The sequence below is a fragment of the Streptomyces sp. NPDC000880 genome, from assembly GCF_053599675.1.
Genome location: NZ_JBSFMS010000090.1, coordinates 12568 through 31030 on the forward strand (window position 1 = coordinate 12568; position 18463 = coordinate 31030).

General features: G+C 70.6%; 15 protein-coding genes and 2 pseudogenes. 11 read left to right on the top strand and 6 right to left on the bottom strand.

The window, feature by feature from the left end; genetic code table 11:
* Window positions 1-24: 24 nt before the first annotated feature.
* Window positions 25-1467 (bottom strand): DNA repair protein RadA, encoded by a 1443-nt coding sequence (radA, locus tag ACWDO5_RS25050; RefSeq protein ID WP_450532602.1) that lies wholly within the window; start codon window positions 1465-1467, stop codon window positions 25-27.
* Between the two features lie 416 nt (window positions 1468-1883).
* Between radA and ACWDO5_RS25055 the strand changes: the two genes are divergently transcribed.
* A complete protein-coding gene (locus tag ACWDO5_RS25055) occupies window positions 1884-3554 on the top strand; it encodes a BACON domain-containing protein (protein WP_450532603.1) in 1671 nt (556 codons plus the stop codon).
* A gap of 154 nt (window positions 3555-3708) precedes the next feature.
* Here the strand turns inward: ACWDO5_RS25055 and ACWDO5_RS25060 are convergent, their stop codons facing one another.
* Window positions 3709-4521: a hypothetical protein gene (locus tag ACWDO5_RS25060; RefSeq protein WP_450532604.1), complete on the bottom strand. Its 813-nt coding sequence runs from the start codon at window positions 4519-4521 to the stop codon at window positions 3709-3711.
* A 40-nt stretch (window positions 4522-4561) separates the two neighbouring features.
* On the opposite strand from ACWDO5_RS25060, the gene ACWDO5_RS25065 reads away from it, so the two are divergent.
* From ACWDO5_RS25065 to ilvD, 4 genes are all read left to right on the top strand, one after another.
* Window positions 4562-5491 carry a Ppx/GppA phosphatase family protein gene (locus tag ACWDO5_RS25065; protein ID WP_450532605.1) on the top strand — a complete coding sequence of 310 codons (930 nt, stop codon included), beginning with the start codon at window positions 4562-4564 and terminating at the stop codon, window positions 5489-5491.
* 23 nt (window positions 5492-5514) lie between these two features.
* The gene (locus ACWDO5_RS25070) at window positions 5515-6345 is read left to right on the top strand and encodes a sugar phosphate isomerase/epimerase family protein (protein WP_450532607.1); all 831 of its coding nucleotides are present in this window, start codon (window positions 5515-5517) and stop codon (window positions 6343-6345) included.
* On the top strand, window positions 6342-6956 hold the full coding sequence (locus ACWDO5_RS25075) for a TetR/AcrR family transcriptional regulator (RefSeq protein ID WP_450532608.1): 615 nt from the start codon (window positions 6342-6344) through the stop codon (window positions 6954-6956). The genes ACWDO5_RS25070 and ACWDO5_RS25075 overlap by 4 nt, the downstream gene beginning before the upstream one ends.
* Window positions 6957-7072: 116 nt before the next feature.
* Window positions 7073-8923, top strand: a complete 1851-nt coding sequence (gene ilvD, locus ACWDO5_RS25080; protein WP_450532609.1) for a dihydroxy-acid dehydratase — start codon at window positions 7073-7075, stop codon at window positions 8921-8923.
* A gap of 16 nt (window positions 8924-8939) precedes the next feature.
* Here ilvD and ACWDO5_RS25085 read toward each other — a convergent pair whose 3' ends face one another.
* On the bottom strand, window positions 8940-11072 hold the full coding sequence (locus tag ACWDO5_RS25085) for a protein kinase domain-containing protein (RefSeq protein ID WP_450532610.1): 2133 nt from the start codon (window positions 11070-11072) through the stop codon (window positions 8940-8942).
* Window positions 11073-11210: 138 nt separating this feature from the next.
* On the opposite strand from ACWDO5_RS25085, the gene ACWDO5_RS25090 reads away from it, so the two are divergent.
* Both ACWDO5_RS25090 and ACWDO5_RS25095 read left to right on the top strand, forming a co-directional pair.
* Window positions 11211-11516, top strand: coding sequence for a peptidase (locus ACWDO5_RS25090; RefSeq protein WP_450532611.1), 306 nt, complete (start codon window positions 11211-11213; stop codon window positions 11514-11516).
* A 36-nt stretch (window positions 11517-11552) separates the two neighbouring features.
* Entirely contained in the window at window positions 11553-12083 is a 531-nt protein-coding gene (locus tag ACWDO5_RS25095; protein WP_450532612.1) for a hypothetical protein, read from the top strand.
* A gap of 185 nt (window positions 12084-12268) precedes the next feature.
* On the opposite strand, the gene ACWDO5_RS25100 is transcribed toward ACWDO5_RS25095, so the two are convergent.
* Window positions 12269-12730, bottom strand: a complete 462-nt coding sequence (locus ACWDO5_RS25100; protein ID WP_450532613.1) for a hypothetical protein — start codon at window positions 12728-12730, stop codon at window positions 12269-12271.
* Between the two features lie 122 nt (window positions 12731-12852).
* On the opposite strand from ACWDO5_RS25100, the gene ACWDO5_RS25105 reads away from it, so the two are divergent.
* Both ACWDO5_RS25105 and ACWDO5_RS25110 read left to right on the top strand, forming a co-directional pair.
* Window positions 12853-13665 (top strand): ABC transporter ATP-binding protein, encoded by an 813-nt coding sequence (locus ACWDO5_RS25105; RefSeq protein WP_450532614.1) that lies wholly within the window; start codon window positions 12853-12855, stop codon window positions 13663-13665.
* The gene (locus ACWDO5_RS25110) at window positions 13662-14399 is read left to right on the top strand and encodes an ABC transporter permease (protein WP_450532615.1); all 738 of its coding nucleotides are present in this window, start codon (window positions 13662-13664) and stop codon (window positions 14397-14399) included. The genes ACWDO5_RS25105 and ACWDO5_RS25110 overlap by 4 nt, the downstream gene beginning before the upstream one ends.
* Window positions 14400-14646: 247 nt before the next feature.
* Here the strand turns inward: ACWDO5_RS25110 and ACWDO5_RS25115 are convergent.
* Window positions 14647-14890 (bottom strand): annotated as a pseudogene (locus tag ACWDO5_RS25115) (sigma factor); the annotation flags it as partial.
* 323 nt (window positions 14891-15213) lie between these two features.
* Between ACWDO5_RS25115 and ACWDO5_RS25120 the strand changes: the two are divergent.
* Together ACWDO5_RS25120 and proC are read left to right on the top strand one after the other, a co-directional pair.
* The gene (locus ACWDO5_RS25120) at window positions 15214-15633 is read left to right on the top strand and encodes a L,D-transpeptidase (RefSeq protein WP_450532616.1); all 420 of its coding nucleotides are present in this window, start codon (window positions 15214-15216) and stop codon (window positions 15631-15633) included.
* Between the two features lie 139 nt (window positions 15634-15772).
* A complete protein-coding gene (proC, locus tag ACWDO5_RS25125) occupies window positions 15773-16582 on the top strand; it encodes a pyrroline-5-carboxylate reductase (protein ID WP_450532617.1) in 810 nt (269 codons plus the stop codon).
* Window positions 16583-16736: 154 nt separating this feature from the next.
* On the opposite strand, the pseudogene trpS reads toward proC, so the two are convergent.
* Window positions 16737-17574, bottom strand: a pseudogene (gene trpS / locus ACWDO5_RS25130) (tryptophan--tRNA ligase).
* Window positions 17575-18463: the final 889 nt, after the last annotated feature.

Below are 18463 nucleotides of genomic sequence, written 5' to 3' on the forward strand. Positions count from 1 at the left end.
GGATGGGCGAGACCAGGGCAAAGTCTACCGGCGCGTGTCGTCGTCCTGTGGGGAGTCCGTCCGCTCTTTGCGCGGGGCGGTCACCGAGCCCCCCTGACGCCCCCGCGGGAGCACTTTCAGCGCGTCTGTCATGTCGGCCACTTCTGTGACCTTCATCCCGGCCGGGACCTTGCCGGGTTCGGACGGGACGAGGGCGTGCGTGAAGCCGAGCCGGTGTGCCTCGGCCAGCCGGCGCTGGACGCCGGTGACCCGTCTGACCTCGCCCGCGAGACCGACTTCGCCGATCGCGACCAGGTTCTTGGGCAGTGGGGTGTCGCTGGCGGCCGATGCCAGGGCCAGCGCGATCGCCAGGTCGGCCGCGGGCTCGGAGAGCTTCACACCGCCGACGGTCGCGCTGTAAATGTCGCGTTTGCCCAGTGCGGTGATCCGGCCGCGCTGCTCGAGGACGGCCAGCATCATCGAGACCCGGGAGGTCTCCAGACCCGATGTGGTGCGCCGGGGCGAGGGGATCTGCGAGTCGACGGTCAGGGCCTGCACCTCGGCGACGAGCGGGCGACGGCCTTCGAGGGTGACCGTCAGACAGGTGCCGGGGACGGGGGCGTCCCGGCGGGTGAGGAAGAGGCCTGAGGGGTCGGCGAGGCCGGTGATGCCCTCGTCGTGCAGCTCGAAGCAGCCGACCTCGTCCGTCGCGCCGTAGCGGTTCTTGATACCTCGTACGAGACGCAGACGCGCGTGCCGGTCGCCCTCGAAGGACAGCACGACGTCCACGAGGTGTTCAAGCAGCCGCGGTCCGGCGATCGCGCCGTCCTTGGTTACATGGCCGACCAGGAGCGTGGACATGCCGCGTTCCTTGGAAGCGCGGATCAGTGCGCCGGCCACCTCGCGGACTTGGGCCATGCCGCCGGGCGCGCCGTCGATCTCGGGGGATGCGACGGTCTGTACGGAGTCGAGGACCAGCAGCGACGGCTTGACCGCGTCCAAGTGGCCGAGGACCGCGGAGAGATCTGTCTCGGCGGCGAGATAGAGGTGGTCGTGCAGCGCGTTGATCCGGTCGGCGCGCAGGCGCACCTGGCTTGCGGACTCCTCACCCGTGACATACAGCGTGCGGTGGTCCTCCCCGGCGGCCTTCGCCGCGACGTCGAGCAGCAGCGTGGACTTGCCCACGCCCGGCTCGCCCGCGAGCAGCACGACGGCGCCCGGCACCAGGCCGCCGCCGAGAACACGGTCCAGCTCGTCCACGCCGGTGGGGCGGGCGGTCGCCTGCCGGCCGTCGACCTGGCCGATGGGGAGGGCCGCGGTGGAGACGCGGCCGGCGGCGGTCGTACGGACAGCTGGCGCGCCGTACTCCTCGACCGTCCCCCAGGCCTGGCACTCGGGGCAGCGGCCGAGCCACTTGGCGGTCGTCCAGCCGCAGTCGGTGCAGCGGTAGGACGGCCGGTCCTTCGCGGATTTCGTACGGGCAGCCATGCGCAAACCGTAGCGGGGCCCACTGACAACGCCGTCGTCACCGCCCCCTGCGGGCTACTTCACGACCTCGAAGCGCAAGGGGATGATGTCCGACGGCTCCGCAGACCAGGTCCGCCGCAGCTCGATGGGCCGCCGACGTGGTCGAACAACAGCCTCCCCGCGCAGGGCAGGACCGGGACGAGCATGGTGTGGATCGCGTCCAGCAGACCCGCTTTGAGCGCCTGCTGCGAGGCGGTCGCACTGTGCACGCCGACGTGCTTGCCGCCGGCGGTCGCCTTCGCCCGGCGTACGCCGGTGGCCCGCTAGGGGTGGAATTAACGATTCCTGTCCCCCTTCTAGCGGTCTGTTCACCCGTAAGGATTAAAAGTGTTCAAGGGGTACGAAGGGGGTGTGCTCCAGCGCCTACGGTCACGGGCGTGACGAGCAGCAGGCTGGAACCTCCCACGCACACCACCGGGGCACACCGGGCGAACCGGCGCGCGTCCCGTCCGTCCACGCAACAGCCGCTCGCGCGCTATGAGCCGTACCTCGACGGCCTGTTCACGTACTGCCTCTCCGTGCTCTGCGACCATCAGGCGGCGACCGGGCTCCTCGGCGACGTACTCGCCATCGCCGAGCGGCAGTACGGGCGTTGCCCGACGGGCGAGGCCGAGCGGAAGGCATGGCTGTACGCGCTCGCGCGGTGGGCCTGTCTGCGCCGGCTGACCGAGCAGCGGCGCAAGCGGCAGGGAACGCACACCGGACGCCCCACGCGGCTCGCCGTCTCCGGAGAGGCCGAGCCCCCGGTCTCGGAGGAGGCCGCCGAGCGCCACCACCGTGAACTGGCGCTGCTGGCCTGGCCGGAGGCGGCCGGGACGACGCCCGAACAGCGCGAGGCCCTGGAGCTCGCCGTCCGGCACGGACTCGGCTCGCGCGAGGTCGGCGCCGTCCTCGGCCTGGACGCGAGGGCCGCGCGCGAGCTGCTGGCCGCAGCGGCCAGCGAGGTCGAGCGCACCGGGGCTGCCCTCGCTGTTGTCGAGACCGGCAACTGCCCGTCCGTCGCCCGGCTCACCGGCGACCACCAGGTGCTGCTCTCCGCCACCCTGCGCCAGGAGCTCGTCCGGCACGTCGACGACTGCCCACGCTGCCGCCGCACCGCCGAGCGCGCGGGGACGGGCGGGCCGTGGCCGGGGTCGGCCGTCACGCCGGCCGCGCTGCCGCTGGTCGAGGCACCGAGGGCCGCCGCGTACGGCGCGATGCTGCGCGTACCCCGCGCCCGGGCCGCCGCGCCGCGCTTCGGCCCAGGTGGCTTTCCACTCGACCCGAAGGACCACGCGGCCCGGCGGGACCGGCTGCGGGCGCGCGCCGTGACGACCACGGTCGTGGCGACCGTCGTCGCGGCGCCGGTGTTCGCGCTGTGGGCGGCGTACCGGGGCGCGCCGCTGACGGGGGAGGGGCGCGACGGGTCCTCGGTCTCCGCGAGCGAGGTGGATGGGCCGAGCGGCATCGACGGCGAGCCGTACGACTACTACGAGAACGCGGGCAACGCGCAGGCGGAACCGGACCCGAGGTTCACTGCGGGCTCACGCTCGCCGGACGTCTCGGTCGAGGTCATCAGCGCGGGCACCCCCATCGCGCCGTCCCGCCTCGGCGTTCCGGGCCCGGGCCGCCTCACGGTCGAGGCGGAGCCCGCCGGCGACACGACGCGGATCACGATCACGGCGTCGGGCGGCTCCCCGGTGACGTGGTCGGCGTGGACGGACGCTCCCTGGCTGTACGTGAGCCACTCCTCGGGCACGCTCAACCCGGGCGAGTCGGTCACGATCTACGTCACGGTGGACCACGACCGGGAGCCGGCGGGTCCGTGGTCCGCGCGGGTGGGCGTGGACCCGTCGGGCGCGGTGGTGGAGATCGACGGCTACGGCGCGACGAGGCCGCCGACGCCGTCGGACCCGACGCCGACCCCGACGCCTACGGAACCGTCACCGACGCCGACGGATCCGACCCCGACCCCGACGCCCTCGGAACCGTCACCGACGCCGACGGAGGAGGCGACGCCGTCCGACCTGCCGCCGTCGGACCCGTCCACATCCCCGCCGTCGAGCTAGCTGACCGACGCGCCCCAGTTTCGCGCCGCGCAGAAAGGCGGGGCTGACGCCCCCGCATCCCGCCCCGCGGACGCCCGCACCGGAGCGATACTGGGCAAGCCCGCGACCCGCCCGCGGACGGCCACACCGGGCAAGCCCGCGACCGCCCCCCGGCCTACTTCGGGTCCGCCGGGTGCGGGGCCACCAAGGGGAGCTGCGACGACAGGCGGGCCTCGCACAGCTCCGCGAGGACGTCGTACGCCTCCTTGCCCATCAACTCGGTCAGTTCCGGGCGGTACGTCACATACACCGGCTCCCCCGCCCCGTGCGCCGACATCGCCGACGTGCACCACCAGTGCAGGTCATGACCGCCGGGGCCCCAGCCCCGGCGGTCGTACTCCCCGATCGAGACCTGCAGCACCTTCGTGTCGTCGGGCCGCTCGATCCAGTCGTACGTACGCCGCACCGGCAGCTGCCAGCACACGTCCGGCTTCGTCTCCAGCGGCTCCTGGCCCTCCCGCAGCGCCAGGATGTGCAGCGAACAGCCGACCCCGCCCTCGAACCCCGGGCGATTCTGGAAGATGCAGGACCCCTCCCAGCGGCGCGTCTGACGTTCGCCGTCGTCGTCGGTCTGGACCCAGCCCGTCTCAGTACCCACATCGTGGAACTGCCACAGCTCCGGCGTGAGCCGCGCGACATTCTTCGCGACCCGTTTCTCGTCGTCCTTGTCGGAAAAGTGCGCGCCCAGTGTGCAGCACCCGTCGTCCGCGCGGCCCGCCTGGATGCCCTGGCAGCCGCTTCCGAAGATGCAGTTCCAGCGGGAGGTCAGCCAGGTCAGATCGCAGCGGAAGACCTGTTCGTCGTCGCCGGGGTCAGGGAACTCGACCCACGCTCGTGTGAAGTCCAGGCCCTGCTCATCGTGCTTGGAGGGCTTGATCTGCTTCGAGGGCTTGGCTTTGCCCTGCTTCGCCTTATTCGTCTTTGGCACAGGCCAAGGGTAAGTGCGTGACAGCAGTAGCGTTCGGTTCATGAGACTCGGAGTCCTCGACGTCGGTTCGAACACAGTGCACCTGCTGGTGGTGGACGCCCACCCCGGCGCGCGCCCGCTGCCCGCCCATTCGCACAAGACGGAGTTGCGACTCGCCGAACTCCTCGACGAAGACGCGGCGATCGGACCCGACGGCGTCGCCCGGCTGGTCGAGGTGGTCGGCGACGCGGTGCAGGCCGCCGAGGACCAGGGCTGCGAACAGGTGCTGCCTTTCGCGACCTCCGCGGTGCGGGAGGCCAGCAACGCCGACGGGGTGCTGGCCCGGGTCAAGGCCGAGACCGGGGTTGACCTGCAAGTGCTGACCGGCGAGGAGGAGGCCCGGCTGACCTTCCTCGCGGCCCGCCGCTGGTTCGGCTGGTCGGCCGGAAAGCTGCTGGTCCTGGACATCGGCGGCGGCTCGCTGGAGATCGCGTACGGGATCGACGAGGAGCCGGACGCCGCGGTGTCGCTGCCGCTCGGCGCGGGCCGGCTGACGGCACTGCTGCCCGGCGACCCGCCCGACCCGCAGGACGTGAAGGAGCTGCGCCGCCGTATTCGGGCCGAGATCGCCCGTACTGTCGGCGAGTTCAGCCGGTTCGGGAAGCCGGACCACATAGTGGCGACGTCCAAGACCTTCAGGCAGCTGGCCCGTATCGCGGGCGCCGCGCGCTCCACCGAGGGCCTTTACGTGCAGCGTGAACTGAGTCGTAAGTCACTACAGGAGTGGATGCCGAAGCTCGCCGCCATGACGGCCGAGCAGCGCGGCACCCTCCCCGGCGTCTCCGAGGGCCGGGCCCGTCAGCTGCTGGCAGGAGCGCTGGTCGCGGAGGGTGCGATGGACCTGTTCGGGGCGCCGGTGGTCGAAATCTGTCCCTGGGCGCTGCGCGAGGGCGTCATTCTGCGGCGCCTGGACCATCTCCCGGCCTCCTAGCGGCGGCCCGTACGCTGTCTCCCGTGGCAGAACCAGTGGTGCGTATCCCGGATGCGAAGGTTGTCCTGTCGACGGCTTCCGTCTACCCGGAGTCGACGGCGACGGCCTTCGAGATTGCCGCGCGCCTGGGCTACGACGGCGTCGAGATCATGGTCTGGACCGATCCCGTCAGCCAGGACATCGAGGCCCTGCACCGTCTGTCCGACTACCACCAGGTGCCGATCCACGCCGTGCACGCGCCCTGTCTGCTGATCACCCAGCGGGTCTGGTCCACCGACCCCTGGGTGAAGCTCCAGCGGGCGCAGGCGGCGGCCGAGAAGCTGGGCGCCTCGACGGTCGTCGTGCACCCGCCGTTCCGCTGGCAGCGGCAGTACGCCCGGGACTTCGTCACCGGGATCTGGCGGATGGCGAACGAGACGGATGTCCGGTTCGCCGTGGAGAACATGTACCCGTGGCGCTACCGGGACCGCGAGATGCTCGCGTACGCCCCCGACTGGGACGTCACCAAAGAGGACTACCGGCACTTCACGATCGACCTCTCGCACACCGCGACGTCCCGAACCGACACGATGGCCATGATCGACCGGATGGGCGACCGGCTCGGCCATGTGCATCTCGCCGACGGCAAGGGGTCCGCGAAGGACGAACACCTGGTCCCGGGGCGCGGCAACCAGCCCTGCGCCGAGCTGCTCGAGCGCCTGGCCCGTACCGGCTTCGACGGCCATGTCGTCATCGAGGTCAACACCCGGCGCGCGATGTCCGCCGCCGAACGCGAGGCCGACCTCGCCGAGGCGCTCGCCTTCACCCGGCTGCATCTGGCGTCGGCCGCCTCCTTCGGGGTGCGCGGCTCATGACCGGCGCTGCGGCTCCGCGGCGGCGCGGCCGTCCGGCCCGTACGGGAGCGGGCGAGGGCCCCGGCGCCCGGGAGCGGATCCTGGACGCGGCCCGTGCGGAATTCGCCGAGCGCGGCTACGACAAGACGACCGTCCGCGGCATCGCCAAGGCGGCGGACGTCGACCCCGCACTCGTCCACCACTACTTCGGTACGAAGGACGAGGTCTTCGCGGCCGCCATCGAGGTCTCCTTCGAACCGGCGCTGGTCATCCCGGAGATCCTTGGGCACGGCGCGGACGGCATCGGCGAGCGGCTCGCCCGCTACTTCATCGGGGTGTGGGAGAACCCGGAGACCCGGGCCCCGCTGCTGGCGATCATCCGTTCCGCGCTCACTCACGAGGCGGCGGCGAAGGTGCTGCGCGGCTTCGTACTGCGGCGGCTGCTCGAGCGGATCGCGGGGGATCTCGACGTACCGGACCCGAAATTCCGCGCGGAGCTGGCCGCCTCGCACATGATCGGCATCGCGATTCTGCGCTATGTGATCCAGGTGGAGCCGCTGGCCTCGGCGGACCCGGAGGAAATCATCGTGATGGTGGCCCCCACGCTGCAGCGGTATCTGACCGAAGCGTGAGCGGCAGCTGACCGAAACGTGAGCCCCGCGTCCCGTATCCCGGACAGGCTGTCCAGATCTTGGAGCCGCGGCGTAGGCTCGTTGGGAGTCCTATCCCTCTGAAGGAGCGAGCGACGATGCCCGAGCTGAGGTCCCGCACTGTCACCCACGGCCGCAATATGGCGGGCGCCCGCGCCCTTATGCGGGCGTCGGGCGTAGCGAGCGCGGACATCGGCAAGCCGATCATCGCGGTCGCCAACTCCTTCACCGAGTTCGTGCCCGGGCACACCCACCTCGCGCCGGTCGGCCGGATCGTCTCCGACGCGATCCTGGCCGCGGGTGCCGTGCCCCGCGAGTTCAACACGATCGCCGTCGACGACGGCATCGCGATGGGCCACGCCGGCATGCTCTACTCCCTGCCGTCCCGCGATCTGATCGCGGACAGCGTCGAGTACATGGTCGAGGCGCACTGCGCGGACGCCCTGATCTGCATCTCCAACTGCGACAAGATCACCCCCGGCATGCTGATGGCCGCCCTGCGCCTCAACATCCCGGTGATCTTCGTGTCCGGCGGCCCGATGGAGGCCGGCCAGGCGACCCTGGTGGACGGCACGGTCCGCAAGCTCGACCTGATCAACGCCATCGTGGACGCGGTCGACGAGAAGGTGTCGGACGAGGACGTCCTCCGTATCGAGGAGAACGCCTGTCCCACCTGCGGGTCCTGTTCCGGCATGTTCACCGCCAACTCGATGAACTGCCTCGCCGAGGCCATCGGCCTCGCCCTCCCCGGCAACGGCTCGGTGCTGGCCACCCACACCGCCCGCAAGGCGCTCTACGAGAACGCCGGCCGCACGATCGTCGAGATCACCAAGCGCTACTACGAGCAGGGCGACGAATCCGTCCTGCCGCGCAACATCGCCACCCGCGAGGCCTTCGAGAACGCCATGGCGCTCGACATCGCCATGGGCGGCTCCACCAACACGATCCTGCATCTGCTCGCCGCCGCCCAGGAGGCCGAGCTCGACTACGACCTGACCGACATCGACGCCGTCTCGCGCCGCGTCCCGTGCCTCGCCAAGGTCGCGCCGAACGTCGCCCCCGGCGGCACGTACTACATGGAGGACGTGCACCGCGCGGGCGGCATCCCGGCGATCCTGGGCGAGCTTTACCGCGGCGGGCTCCTCAACGAGGACGTCCACACCGTCCACTCACCGTCCCTTGCCGACTGGCTCAAGACCTGGGACGTGCGCGGCGGCTCCCCGTCCGCCGAGGCCGTCGAGCTGTGGCACGCTGCCCCCGGCTGCGTCCGCTCCGCGACCGCCTTCTCCCAGTCCGAGCGCTGGGACTCCCTCGACGTCGACGCCGAGAACGGCTGCATCCGGTCCGTCGAACACGCGTACTCCAAGGACGGCGGACTCGCCGTGCTGAAGGGTAACCTCGCCGTCGACGGCTGTGTCGTGAAGACCGCCGGCGTGGACGAGTCGATCTGGACCTTCGAGGGACCTGCCGTCGTCTGCGAGTCGCAGGACGAGGCCGTCGACAAGATCCTCCGCAAGGAGATCAAGGAGGGCGACGTCGTCGTCATCCGCTACGAGGGCCCGCGCGGCGGCCCCGGCATGCAGGAGATGCTCTACCCGACGTCGTTCCTGAAGGGCCGCGGGCTCGGCAAGACCTGCGCGCTGGTGACGGACGGCCGCTTCTCAGGCGGCACCTCGGGCCTGTCGATCGGGCACGCCTCACCGGAGGCGGCGAGCGGCGGGACCATCGCGCTCGTCGAGGACGGCGACCGCATCCGCATCGACATCCCGAACCGCTCGATCGAACTCCTCGTCGGCGATGAGGAGTTGGCGTCCCGCCACGAGGCGCTGGGCGGTGTCTACGCGCCGAAGGACCGCGAACGCAAGGTCTCGGCCGCGCTGCGTGCGTATGCGGCGATGGCGACGAGCGCCGACAAGGGCGCGGTGCGGGACGTGTCCCGGCTGGGCTGATCCCGGTCGTACGGCCTCACCACTTGGCGGGGTCCCGGGCGTCCAGCGCGAAGACGGAGCCGTCCGGGGCCGTGCCGAAGACCTTGCCATCGGTGGCGACGGGCGCGGGCAGCACGGACGCGAAGGTGTAACGCCCGTCGTCCATACGGGGTCTGGTCTGGCCGATGAGCACACCGCGTACGGCGTCCACGGCCAGCAGTCGCCCGTCCCCGGCCGTCACATACACCGCGCGGGCGTCCGTGGCGGGGCGTGAGAGATGGGTGACCGAGGTCTCCAGCCGCCACCGCTGGGCGGGCTTCGTCCCGCCGGTGTCGAGGGCGACGAGCGAGCCGCCCGACCCGCTCAGATAGACCGCGTCCCCGGCCACGGTCGCCTGCGCCTGGTCGACGGGCGCGGGCAGCGGGATGCGCACCGCGCGCGGCTTGCCCGCGGTGTCGAGTCGTACGACAGCGTCCGTGAAGCCGTCGGTGTTGGCGGAGAGCAGATACAGGAAGCCGCCCGCCGGCCCCACCGGGCTCAGCGCCCCCTTGACCCGCTTCTCCCAGAGCAGGTCGCCACTGGCCGGGTCGACCGCGCTCACCAGCGTCGACGTACCGTCCGCGGAGGGCGTGGCGGCGAGCGCGGGTCCGTCGCCGCCCGGGGAGGCGACCCACTGGGTGCCCCTTCCGCCGCGCTGCCGGGTCCAGCGCTCCTCGCCCGTCGCGGCGTCGACGGCCCGCACCAGCCCGCCGTCCGCCACCAGGAGCACCGCGTCACCGGCGGGCCGGACCGTGGAGTACCGGGAGATGCCGACGTCCCAGCGCACCTCGCCGGACTCCGGGTCGAGCGCCTCGAGCCGGCCGCCGCCGGGCACGACCACCTGCAGCAGCCCGCCGGCGAGTACGGGCGTCATGCCCTCGTCGGTCTGTGCCGTGCTGTCGCCCGTCTTCGCAGACCAAAGGGTCTTGCCGTCGGCGGGGTTGAGGCGGGCAGCCTTGATGCCGGGCGCCGTGCAGTAGAGCCCGGAGCCGGCCGACGCGCAGGCCGGCGTTCTGTTCTCGTCGTCCCCGCCGCGCAGGGGGACGCTCCAGGGGTGGAAGGTCTGCTCGGCGCGGGGCCCGGCGGCTGAGGGAGCCGGGGTGTCGCCGTCGCCCACGGTACGTACGACCACGATCCCCGCTGTGACCAGCACGGCCAACGCCGCGCAGGCCCAGCGGATCTTCCGGCTCCGCCAGGGCTTGGTCCGGGGGCGGTGTCCCGCAGCGGGCCCCAGGGGCGCGCTCTCGCGGGGGTCCGGGGTGCGCTGCACCGGTATGTAGGCCTGGGTGTCGTACGACGAGGAGGGCGAGGACCCGCGCAGCGCGACCATCAACTCGTACGGCGTCGGCCGGTCCGCCGGGTCCTTCGCCAGACAGCGCCGGAAGAGCGGCACCAGATCCGCCGGCACACCAGCCAAGTCCGGTTCGTTGTGCACCACTTGGTACGCCACGATGTACGGGCTGTCCGAGTCGAAAGGCCCGCGCCCGGTCGCCGCGTGCACCAGCACCGCCCCCATCGCGAACACATCGGCCGCGGGCCCGACCTCGCGCGGACGCTGGAACTGCTCGGGCGCCATGAACGGCGGCGTACCGATCAGCTTGCCCGTCTCCGTACGCAGATCGCTGTCCGCGGGACGGGAGATGCCGAAGTCGATGACCTTCGGACCCTCGGGAGCGAGCAGTACATTGCTCGGCTTGAGATCGCGGTGCACCACGCCGGCGCGATGGATGTCACGCAGCGCCTCGGCGAGACCCGCGCCCGCCTTTCGAAGCTCCTCCGAGCCCAGCGGCCCGTTCCGCTTCACCCGCTCGGCGAGCGTCGGGCCCTCGATGAACAGCGTGGCCATCCAGGGCCGTTCCGCGTCGGGGTCGGCGTCGACGACGGGCGCGGTGAAGGCGCCGCTGACCTTACGGGCGGCCGCGACCTCCTGCCGGAAACGGGCCCTGAACTCCGGGTCCGTTGCGTGCTCGGCATGGATGACCTTGACCGCGAGGCGCAACCCGGAGCCGGAGGTGGCGAGATGGACGACGCCCATGCCGCCGGTGCCGAGGCATGCCTCAAGACGGTACTGCCCGGCATATTCCGGATGCTCTGCTTCCGGGAACCGCCCGGTGCTGCGCAACGGTGGCATCTCCCACCCCCGTGGTGTTCGTGCGCAAGCGCGACGCACGGAGCCTAGTCGATGATGCGTGCGGTGCAGGTGTGGGTTGCTAGCCTGCGCGGCGTACAGCGCGCATACAGGGCGCATGCATCAACGGGGGAGAATCCGATGGCGGTTGAAGAAGTACAGAATGAGGCCTCGGCCGAGGCGGACGACTCGCTGGCGGCCAAGCGCTATCCAATCGCGCCGGGCTACCGCGTGAACGTCCGCAGCGGCCCCGGCACCAACTACCGGCTCATCAAGGTCCTGCCGTACGGAGCCCGGGTGCCGATCAACTGCCAGAAGCCGGGGGAGCGGGTCAGCGGCCCGTACGGCACCACCGACCTGTGGGACAACATCGCCAACGGGCAGTTCGTCTCGGACGCGTATGTGAACACAGGCAGTGACGGCTATGTGACCATCCGCTGCTCCTGACACGAGCCCCGTCCCGCCGCAGGGATAATCGCCCTCGTGAGCGAGCAGAGCGAAAAGCAGAGCGACAACACGAGCAGAGTCGGCGGCGGTCCGCAGCCCGAGCCCATCCGCTTCTTCGGCACGACCTGGGTCGGCCACGACAGGGGCTACGGGCTGCGCCGCGCCGGCGTCGCCGCCGGTGCGCTCGCCGCCGCGGTAGCAGGCTGCCTCGTGCTGCGCTTCGCCTACCAGGGTCTGGCGATCGCCGACGTCGGCGGCTTCGTCAACACGCTGGTCGTCGTGATGTTCGCGATTTGCAGCGCCGTCGCCTTCCGCAAGACCTGGGAGGGCTTCACCCGCCTCCCCACCGGTTCCGCGACGGAGGATTCGCTGCGCAGCCTCAAGGCGATCGGCTTCGTCGGCTCGCTCCTCGCGTACTTCTTCCGCACGCTCACCGAGGCACCGGGCGAGAAGCTGCGCCGCGAGGAGTACGAGACGGCCCGCAGCCAGTACGAGAAGCGCCGCGGCGTCCGTACCGGCAACCCCGCCGCCCGCAAGGGCAAGGGCGGCAAGTCCAGGCGCAAGTAGCCGCGGGCTGATCCGGCTCGTACGCTCGTACGCTCCGACGCTCAGCCCGCACCCGCACCTGTCCTGACGGCCCGCGCGGCGGCCCGCACCGAGGAACAGGTGGTCCGCTCGACGGTCCGCTTCCTGGGCCTGGCGTGCCGCCGCCCCGGGCGACCCTGCTGATCCCGGGCGCTGGCCGGCCCCGCTCACACCTTTCGGTGGGAGAACCGACCGACCAGCCCGACCACGCCCATCACCAGCGCGCCCCGCCACAGGCCCTCCCACAGGCTGCCGAAGAACCCCTGCGTGGTGAGCGCCTGCTGGACCACCACATCGGCGGCGACCATCAGCGCGCCCGGTACGGCCGCGACCCGCCATGGATGGGCCGCGGCCCAGCGCCGTATCCGGTGGTCGGACGCGCTCCCCGTGCCCGGCCTGTCGCCGAGCACCGCACCCGCCCCGCCGACCATGAAGAACAGCATCAGCGCGACCGACAGCGCGCCGGCCAGCACGCCAAGGCCGATTCCGTCGCCGATCGCGCCGAGCGCGAGGGCGACGCCGCCGCCCAGGCCGCCGACCGCCGCGGCGGCGCGCCACGGCCCGAGCGTCACCGACGCGACGGCCAGCCGCCGCTGCTCGGCCTTCGAGATCTCACTGTTGTGGCTCATATGTCCACCGTCCGCCGCCCGTCCCCCCAAACGCCATGGGGGATGCCCCTGACACGCCCCCCATCTCTTGACCCGTCACCGCGCCCTTGACGCAACAAGGCCGCAAGCGCATTATTCATCACATGATGAATTCTTCTGGAGCTGCCGTCCTGGCCCGCGGCCTCACCGTCGTACGAGGCGAGCGCACCGTTCTGCGCGGCATCGACTTCACCGTGCCGCCCGGCCGGATCACCGGCCTCCTCGGCCCCTCCGGCTGCGGCAAGTCGACCCTGATGCGTGCCGTGGTCGGCACGCAGGCCAAGGTCACCGGAACCCTCGACATCCTCGGCAGTCCGGCGGGCGACGCCACCCTGCGCTCCCGCATCGGCTACGTCACCCAGGCCCCGGCCGTCTACGACGACCTGACGGTCCGCCAGAACCTGGACTACTTCGCCTCCGTCCTGCTGCCGGGCCGCCGCCATCGCGACACCCGCCGCGACTACGTCACCCGCGCCATCGCCGACGTAGACCTCGTCTTGCACGCCGACTCCCTCGCCGGCGGGCTCTCCGGCGGTCAGCGCAGCCGCGTCTCCCTCGCCGTCGCCCTGCTCGGCACACCCGAACTGCTCGTCCTCGACGAACCGACCGTCGGCCTCGACCCCGTCCTGCGCCGCGATCTGTGGAATCTCTTCCACCGCCTCGCCGACGAGCGCGGCGCGACGATCCTCGTCTCCTCGCACGTCATGGACGAGGCGGAGCGCTGCCACCGCCTGCTCCTGATGCGGGAGGGCGAGATCCTCGCCGAGGACAGTCCCGACGACCTCCGCTTCCGCACCCGCTCCCAGACCGTCGAAGCCGCCTTCCTCCACCTGGTCGACGAGGCCAACGCCCGGCAGGCCGATTCCCCACAGCAGGCCGATCCTCAGCTCAATGCCATTCAGGAGAACGCCCGATGAGTACCTCCCGCACCCTCGCCACCGCCGCCCGCGTCCTGCACCAGCTCCGCCACGACCCGCGCTCCATCGCACTGATGGTCCTCGTGCCGTGCGTGATGCTCTTCCTGTTGCGCTACGTGTTCGACGGCAGCGAGCAGACCTTCGACTCCATCGGCGCCTCGCTACTCGGCATCTTCCCGCTGATCACGATGTTCCTGGTGGCCTCCATCGCCACCCTGCGCGAACGCACCTCAGGCACCCTGGAACGCCTGCTCGCCATGCCCCTGGGCAAGGGCGATCTGATCGCCGGCTACGCCCTGGCCTTCGGTCTCGTCGCCATCGTCCAGTCCCTCCTCGCCACCGGCCTCGCGCTGTGGGCACTGGGCCTGGACGTCGTCGGCTCGCCCTGGCTGCTACTCCTCGTCGCGCTCCTCGACGCCCTGCTCGGCACGGCACTGGGACTCTTCGTCTCGGCCTTCGCCGCCTCCGAGTTCCAGGCGGTCCAGTTCATGCCGGCCGTGATCTTCCCGCAGCTGCTGCTCTGCGGCCTGTTCACGGCGCGCGAGAAGATGCAGCCCGTCCTCGAAGGGATCTCGAACGTCCTGCCCATGTCGTACGCCGTCGACGCCATGACCGAAGTCCAGCGCCACCCCGACGCAACCGGCGACTTCACCCGCGACGTCCTGACCGTCGCGGCCTGCGCGGTCCTGGTCCTGGCCCTGGGCGCGGCGACGCTGCGCCGCCGCACCGTCTAGTTCAGCGTGATGGTGTCTCCGACCTTGAGCCGGCCGTAGAGCCACTCGGCATCGGGGGCGCTCGCCCCGATGATGTCTTGGAGGGTTTCTTCCCCCAGGTGTTCGCCAGGACGAACACCGTGGCGCCGCCGGGCCTCGACAGCTCCACCACCCAGCTCGCGTTGATCGTGTACTCGCCCATGCCGAACATCACCGCAGACAGCTTGCGCGTCGGGGAACTTGGACACAACCGTCAGCCGGCCGGGGGCACGAGCATCATGCGGTCCGGCCCCGGCCCCGGCCCCGGCGTACGGTCCACCGGCGGATGGTGCCGCACCAGCTCCAGCCAACGCCGCGCCCGTCGCCAACGACTCACCGCCAGCCGCATCGCGACCGGATCCACGCCTCGGGTGCCTCCTCTCGGCCAGGAAGGAGGCACGACGGTCCCAGGCCCGTACGAATGCCTCCTGGACCACGTCCTGTGCCTCGCCGTGATCGCCCGTCATGCCGAACCAGCACAGCTGAACAGCAAACGTCACCGACGGCCAGCGCATCGGCGTCGGCCTGCCGATATCGGTGACCTTCAAGCGCCCGATACCCAAGTCCGAGCGCGCCGACGTGGAACGGGCTGAAGGTCACCGCCAAACCCGGCGTCACCGGCGCCTGGGCCTGGATCAAGGACCGCAACCTCCACGAGGGCCAGCGCGTCGACTTCCGCCCCCGTAATTTCTGGAAGCCGGGCACCAAGGTCAGCGTCAAGGCCGGCACCGCCCTCTCCCGCTCCTTCACCGTCGCCCGCTCCCTTGTGGCCACGGTCGACGTCCGCACCCACCGGATGACCGTTGTCAAGGACGGCGCCCCCACCCAGACCATCCCGACCACCGCCGGCCGTACCGGCCTGGACACCTGGAACGGCACGATGGTCGTCTCCGACAAGCAGCGCCGCATCTTGGACTCCCGCACCGTCAATATCGCCGACGCCTACCGCGGCTGGTACAGCTACGCCGTCCACCTCACCACCTCAGGCACCTACCTCCACGAGAACGACAACGCCAACGTCCACGCCGGCCGCAGCAACGTCACCCACGGCTGCATCGGCCTCGCGTCCGACGCCACGGCCCGCCGCTTCTACGAGCAGGTCATCCCGGGCGACGTCATCCGCGTCACCAACTCCACGGACCAGGTCGCCTCCGGCAACGGCTACGGCGACTGGAACCTCTCCTGGTCCGAATGGCGCTCCCGCAGCGCCCTCTAGCCCGGACGATCGCCGGCCTCCGAGGCGCGGCACGGGCGGGCCCGCGCTCGCCCGTACCGCCCCTCGGACGCCCCGGCACCGCGACGCCCCCGGTGCGAGGATGGCGACACCTATCCCCACCGGCGAGGTGAACAGAGCCATGACCCAGACAGTCGCAGTCCTCGGTACCGGCAAGATCGGCGAGGCCCTCCTCAGCGGCATGATGCGTGCCGGCTGGCGCCCCGCCGACCTGCTGGTCACCACCCGCCGCGCCGAGCGCGCCGATGAGCTCCGCACCCGCTATGGAGTCGAGCCCGTCACCAACGCCGAGGCCGCCAAGCGCGCCGACACCCTCATCCTGGCCGTAAAGCCCCAGGACATGGGCAAGCTCCTCGACGAACTCACTCCGCACATCACCGCGGACCGCCTCGTCATCAGCGCCGCGGCCGGCATCCCCACCTCCTTCATCGAGGAACGCCTGACCGCAGGCACCCCCGTAGTCCGTGTCATGCCCAACACCCCCGTACTCGTCGACGAGGGCATGTCCGTGATCTCGGCCGGCAGCCACGCGACCGCGGAACACCTCGCCCACACCGAGGAGATCTTCGGCGGCGTCGGCAAGACCCTCCGGGTCCCCGAGTCCCAGCAGGACGCGGCCACTGCCCTGTCCGGCTCGGGTCCGGCGTACTTCTACTTCCTCGTCGAGGCCATGACCGATGCCGGCATCCTCCTCGGCCTGCCCCGCTCCCAGGCCCACGACCTGATCGTCCAGGCCGCCATCGGCGCCGCCGTCATGCTCCGCGACAGTGGCGAGCACCCCGTCAAGCTGCGTGAAGCCGTCACCTCCCCCGCCGGCACCACCATCAGTGCCATCCGAGAACTCGAGAACCACGGTGTACGCGCCGCCCTGATCGCCGCCATCGAGGCGGCCCGCGACCGCAGCCGCGAGCTCGCGTCGGGCAACGGCTGACAGCCCCGGTCATGGCAGACGGCCAACCGCTGCCGCGGGCCTGGTCACGGCTGCGGGCTCCGGACCGCGGCCAAAGCCCAAGCCACTGCTGCGGCCGTACTCACCCCACTCCCACCGCCGTGGCGCCACGGCGGTGGGACGGAGTCGTCCTCCGCTACCCGGGCAGCAGCCCGATCGCCTTGTAGGCGGCATCGACTCTCGGCCGGGCCATCCCCCTGGCCCGCTCGGCTCCCTTCCTCAGCACCTCATCGACGTGCGCCGGATCCGCCGCCAGCTCCGCATGTCGCTCCCTCACCGGCCTCAGCAGCTCCACCACCGCCTCGGCCGTGTCCTTCTTCAAGGCCCCGTACGACTCATATACACCGGCCAGCTCGATTGGGTTCCCACCCTCACAAGCCGCCAGCACTTCGAGCAGATTCGCGATGCCCGGCTTGCCTCGCGGTCGTACTCGACCTCGCGCCCGCTGTCTGTGACCGCCCGCATGATCTTCTTGCGCACCACATCCGCCTCGTCGAGCAAATAGACGATCCCGGCCCCGGACTCGTGCGACTTCCCCATCTTCGAGGTCTGGTCCTGCAGATCCATGACCCGCGCCGCCACCGGCGGATGCGTCGCCTTCGGCACGGTGAACGTGTGCCCGTATCGCTGGTTGAACCGCACCGCCAGATCCCGCGTCAGCTCCACATGCTGGGTCTGGTCCTCACCCACAGGCACCTCGTCCGTCCCGTAGGCCAGGATGTCCGCCCGCCATCAGCACCGGATAGGTCAGCAGCGACAGGCGCACACTCTGCCCGGCCGCGCGACGCGGCCTGCCGACTGAGCCTGCGCACCCGCGCCGGATCGTGCTCCACGGTCAGCGCATGCAGATCGACCACGCTGAACAGCGCGTCCGCCTGGTGCTGATCGACCTCGACCCACCTGCGCAGCGCCCCGAGGTAGTTGCCCAGCGTCAGATGCCCCGTGGGCTTGATCCCGCTGAAGATCCGCGTCATCACGCTCTCCGTCTCCTGATCGGAGCCGCCCCGTCCAGCGGCCCGACTCCCGGAGGGAGAAACGAGAACGGCCGCCGAAGCGGCGGCCGTTGAGTACATGCGTAGGTGCCGGCCGCCGTCAGGCGGCCCACCACTGAAGGAGGCACGCACGCGATGTCATACGTACGAGACTACGGGGTCTGGCCCCAGGTTGACAGCAGATACCACCATCCGTAGTGTTCTCCGAGTTGTCCGACGTGAGCACCGACTTCGGCCGGTCCCCGGACAGCCATTCCGCAAGACCCACTACAAGCGGGCGGCACACTGTCGCCCGGCCTTTCTGTGCGCTTTTGCGAAATGAGGAATCCGCGTTCGAACGAGCGCAGCCCCGATTAGCGTCGGGGACCAGGATTCCGCTAAAGTCTCACTCGTCGGAACGGCTCAACGGCCGGAAAGGCAACCCGAGTTCGACCGGGAATCAGGCCCGAAAGGATCTGATAGAGTCGGAACCGCCGGAAAGCCGAAAGGCCGGAAAGCGAGCCCCTTCTGACGGGGAATCGGACACGAAAGAGTCTGATAGAGTCGGAAACGCAAGACCGAAGGGAAGCGCCCGGAGGAAAGCCCGAGAGGGTGAGTACAAAGGAAGCGTCCGTTCCTTGAGAACTCAACAGCGTGCCAAAAGTCAACGCCAGATATGTTGATACCCCGTCCATCTTCGGATGGTCGTGGTTCCTTTGAAGTCCTACTGGCCCATGTGGCGGGTAGGCAATTTACACAGCGAGGACGCTGTGGACGGTCGGGATTATTCCTTCTGACCGTTCCGCTCTCGTGATGTGTGTCCCGATTACGGGAAAACATTCACGGAGAGTTTGATCCTGGCTCAGGACGAACGCTGGCGGCGTGCTTAACA

What these genes read in the sequence shown, in the direction of transcription:
- ACWDO5_RS25105 (WP_450532614.1), top strand. Translation starts at nt 12,853, where the DNA reads ATGATGAATTCTTCTGGAGCTGCCGTCCTGGCCCGCGGCCTCACCGTC.
- ACWDO5_RS25075 (WP_450532608.1), top strand. Translation starts at nt 6,342, where the DNA reads ATGACCGGCGCTGCGGCTCCGCGGCGGCGCGGCCGTCCGGCCCGTACG.
- ACWDO5_RS25090 (WP_450532611.1), top strand. Translation starts at nt 11,211, where the DNA reads ATGGCGGTTGAAGAAGTACAGAATGAGGCCTCGGCCGAGGCGGACGAC.
- ilvD (WP_450532609.1), top strand. Translation starts at nt 7,073, where the DNA reads ATGCCCGAGCTGAGGTCCCGCACTGTCACCCACGGCCGCAATATGGCG.
- ACWDO5_RS25085 (WP_450532610.1), bottom strand. Translation starts at nt 11,072, where the DNA reads ATGCCACCGTTGCGCAGCACCGGGCGGTTCCCGGAAGCAGAGCATCCG.
- ACWDO5_RS25065 (WP_450532605.1), top strand. Translation starts at nt 4,562, where the DNA reads ATGAGACTCGGAGTCCTCGACGTCGGTTCGAACACAGTGCACCTGCTG.
- ACWDO5_RS25120 (WP_450532616.1), top strand. Translation starts at nt 15,214, where the DNA reads ATGACCGTTGTCAAGGACGGCGCCCCCACCCAGACCATCCCGACCACC.
- ACWDO5_RS25100 (WP_450532613.1), bottom strand. Translation starts at nt 12,730, where the DNA reads ATGAGCCACAACAGTGAGATCTCGAAGGCCGAGCAGCGGCGGCTGGCC.
- ACWDO5_RS25110 (WP_450532615.1), top strand. Translation starts at nt 13,662, where the DNA reads ATGAGTACCTCCCGCACCCTCGCCACCGCCGCCCGCGTCCTGCACCAG.
- radA (WP_450532602.1), bottom strand. Translation starts at nt 1,467, where the DNA reads ATGGCTGCCCGTACGAAATCCGCGAAGGACCGGCCGTCCTACCGCTGC.
- proC (WP_450532617.1), top strand. Translation starts at nt 15,773, where the DNA reads ATGACCCAGACAGTCGCAGTCCTCGGTACCGGCAAGATCGGCGAGGCC.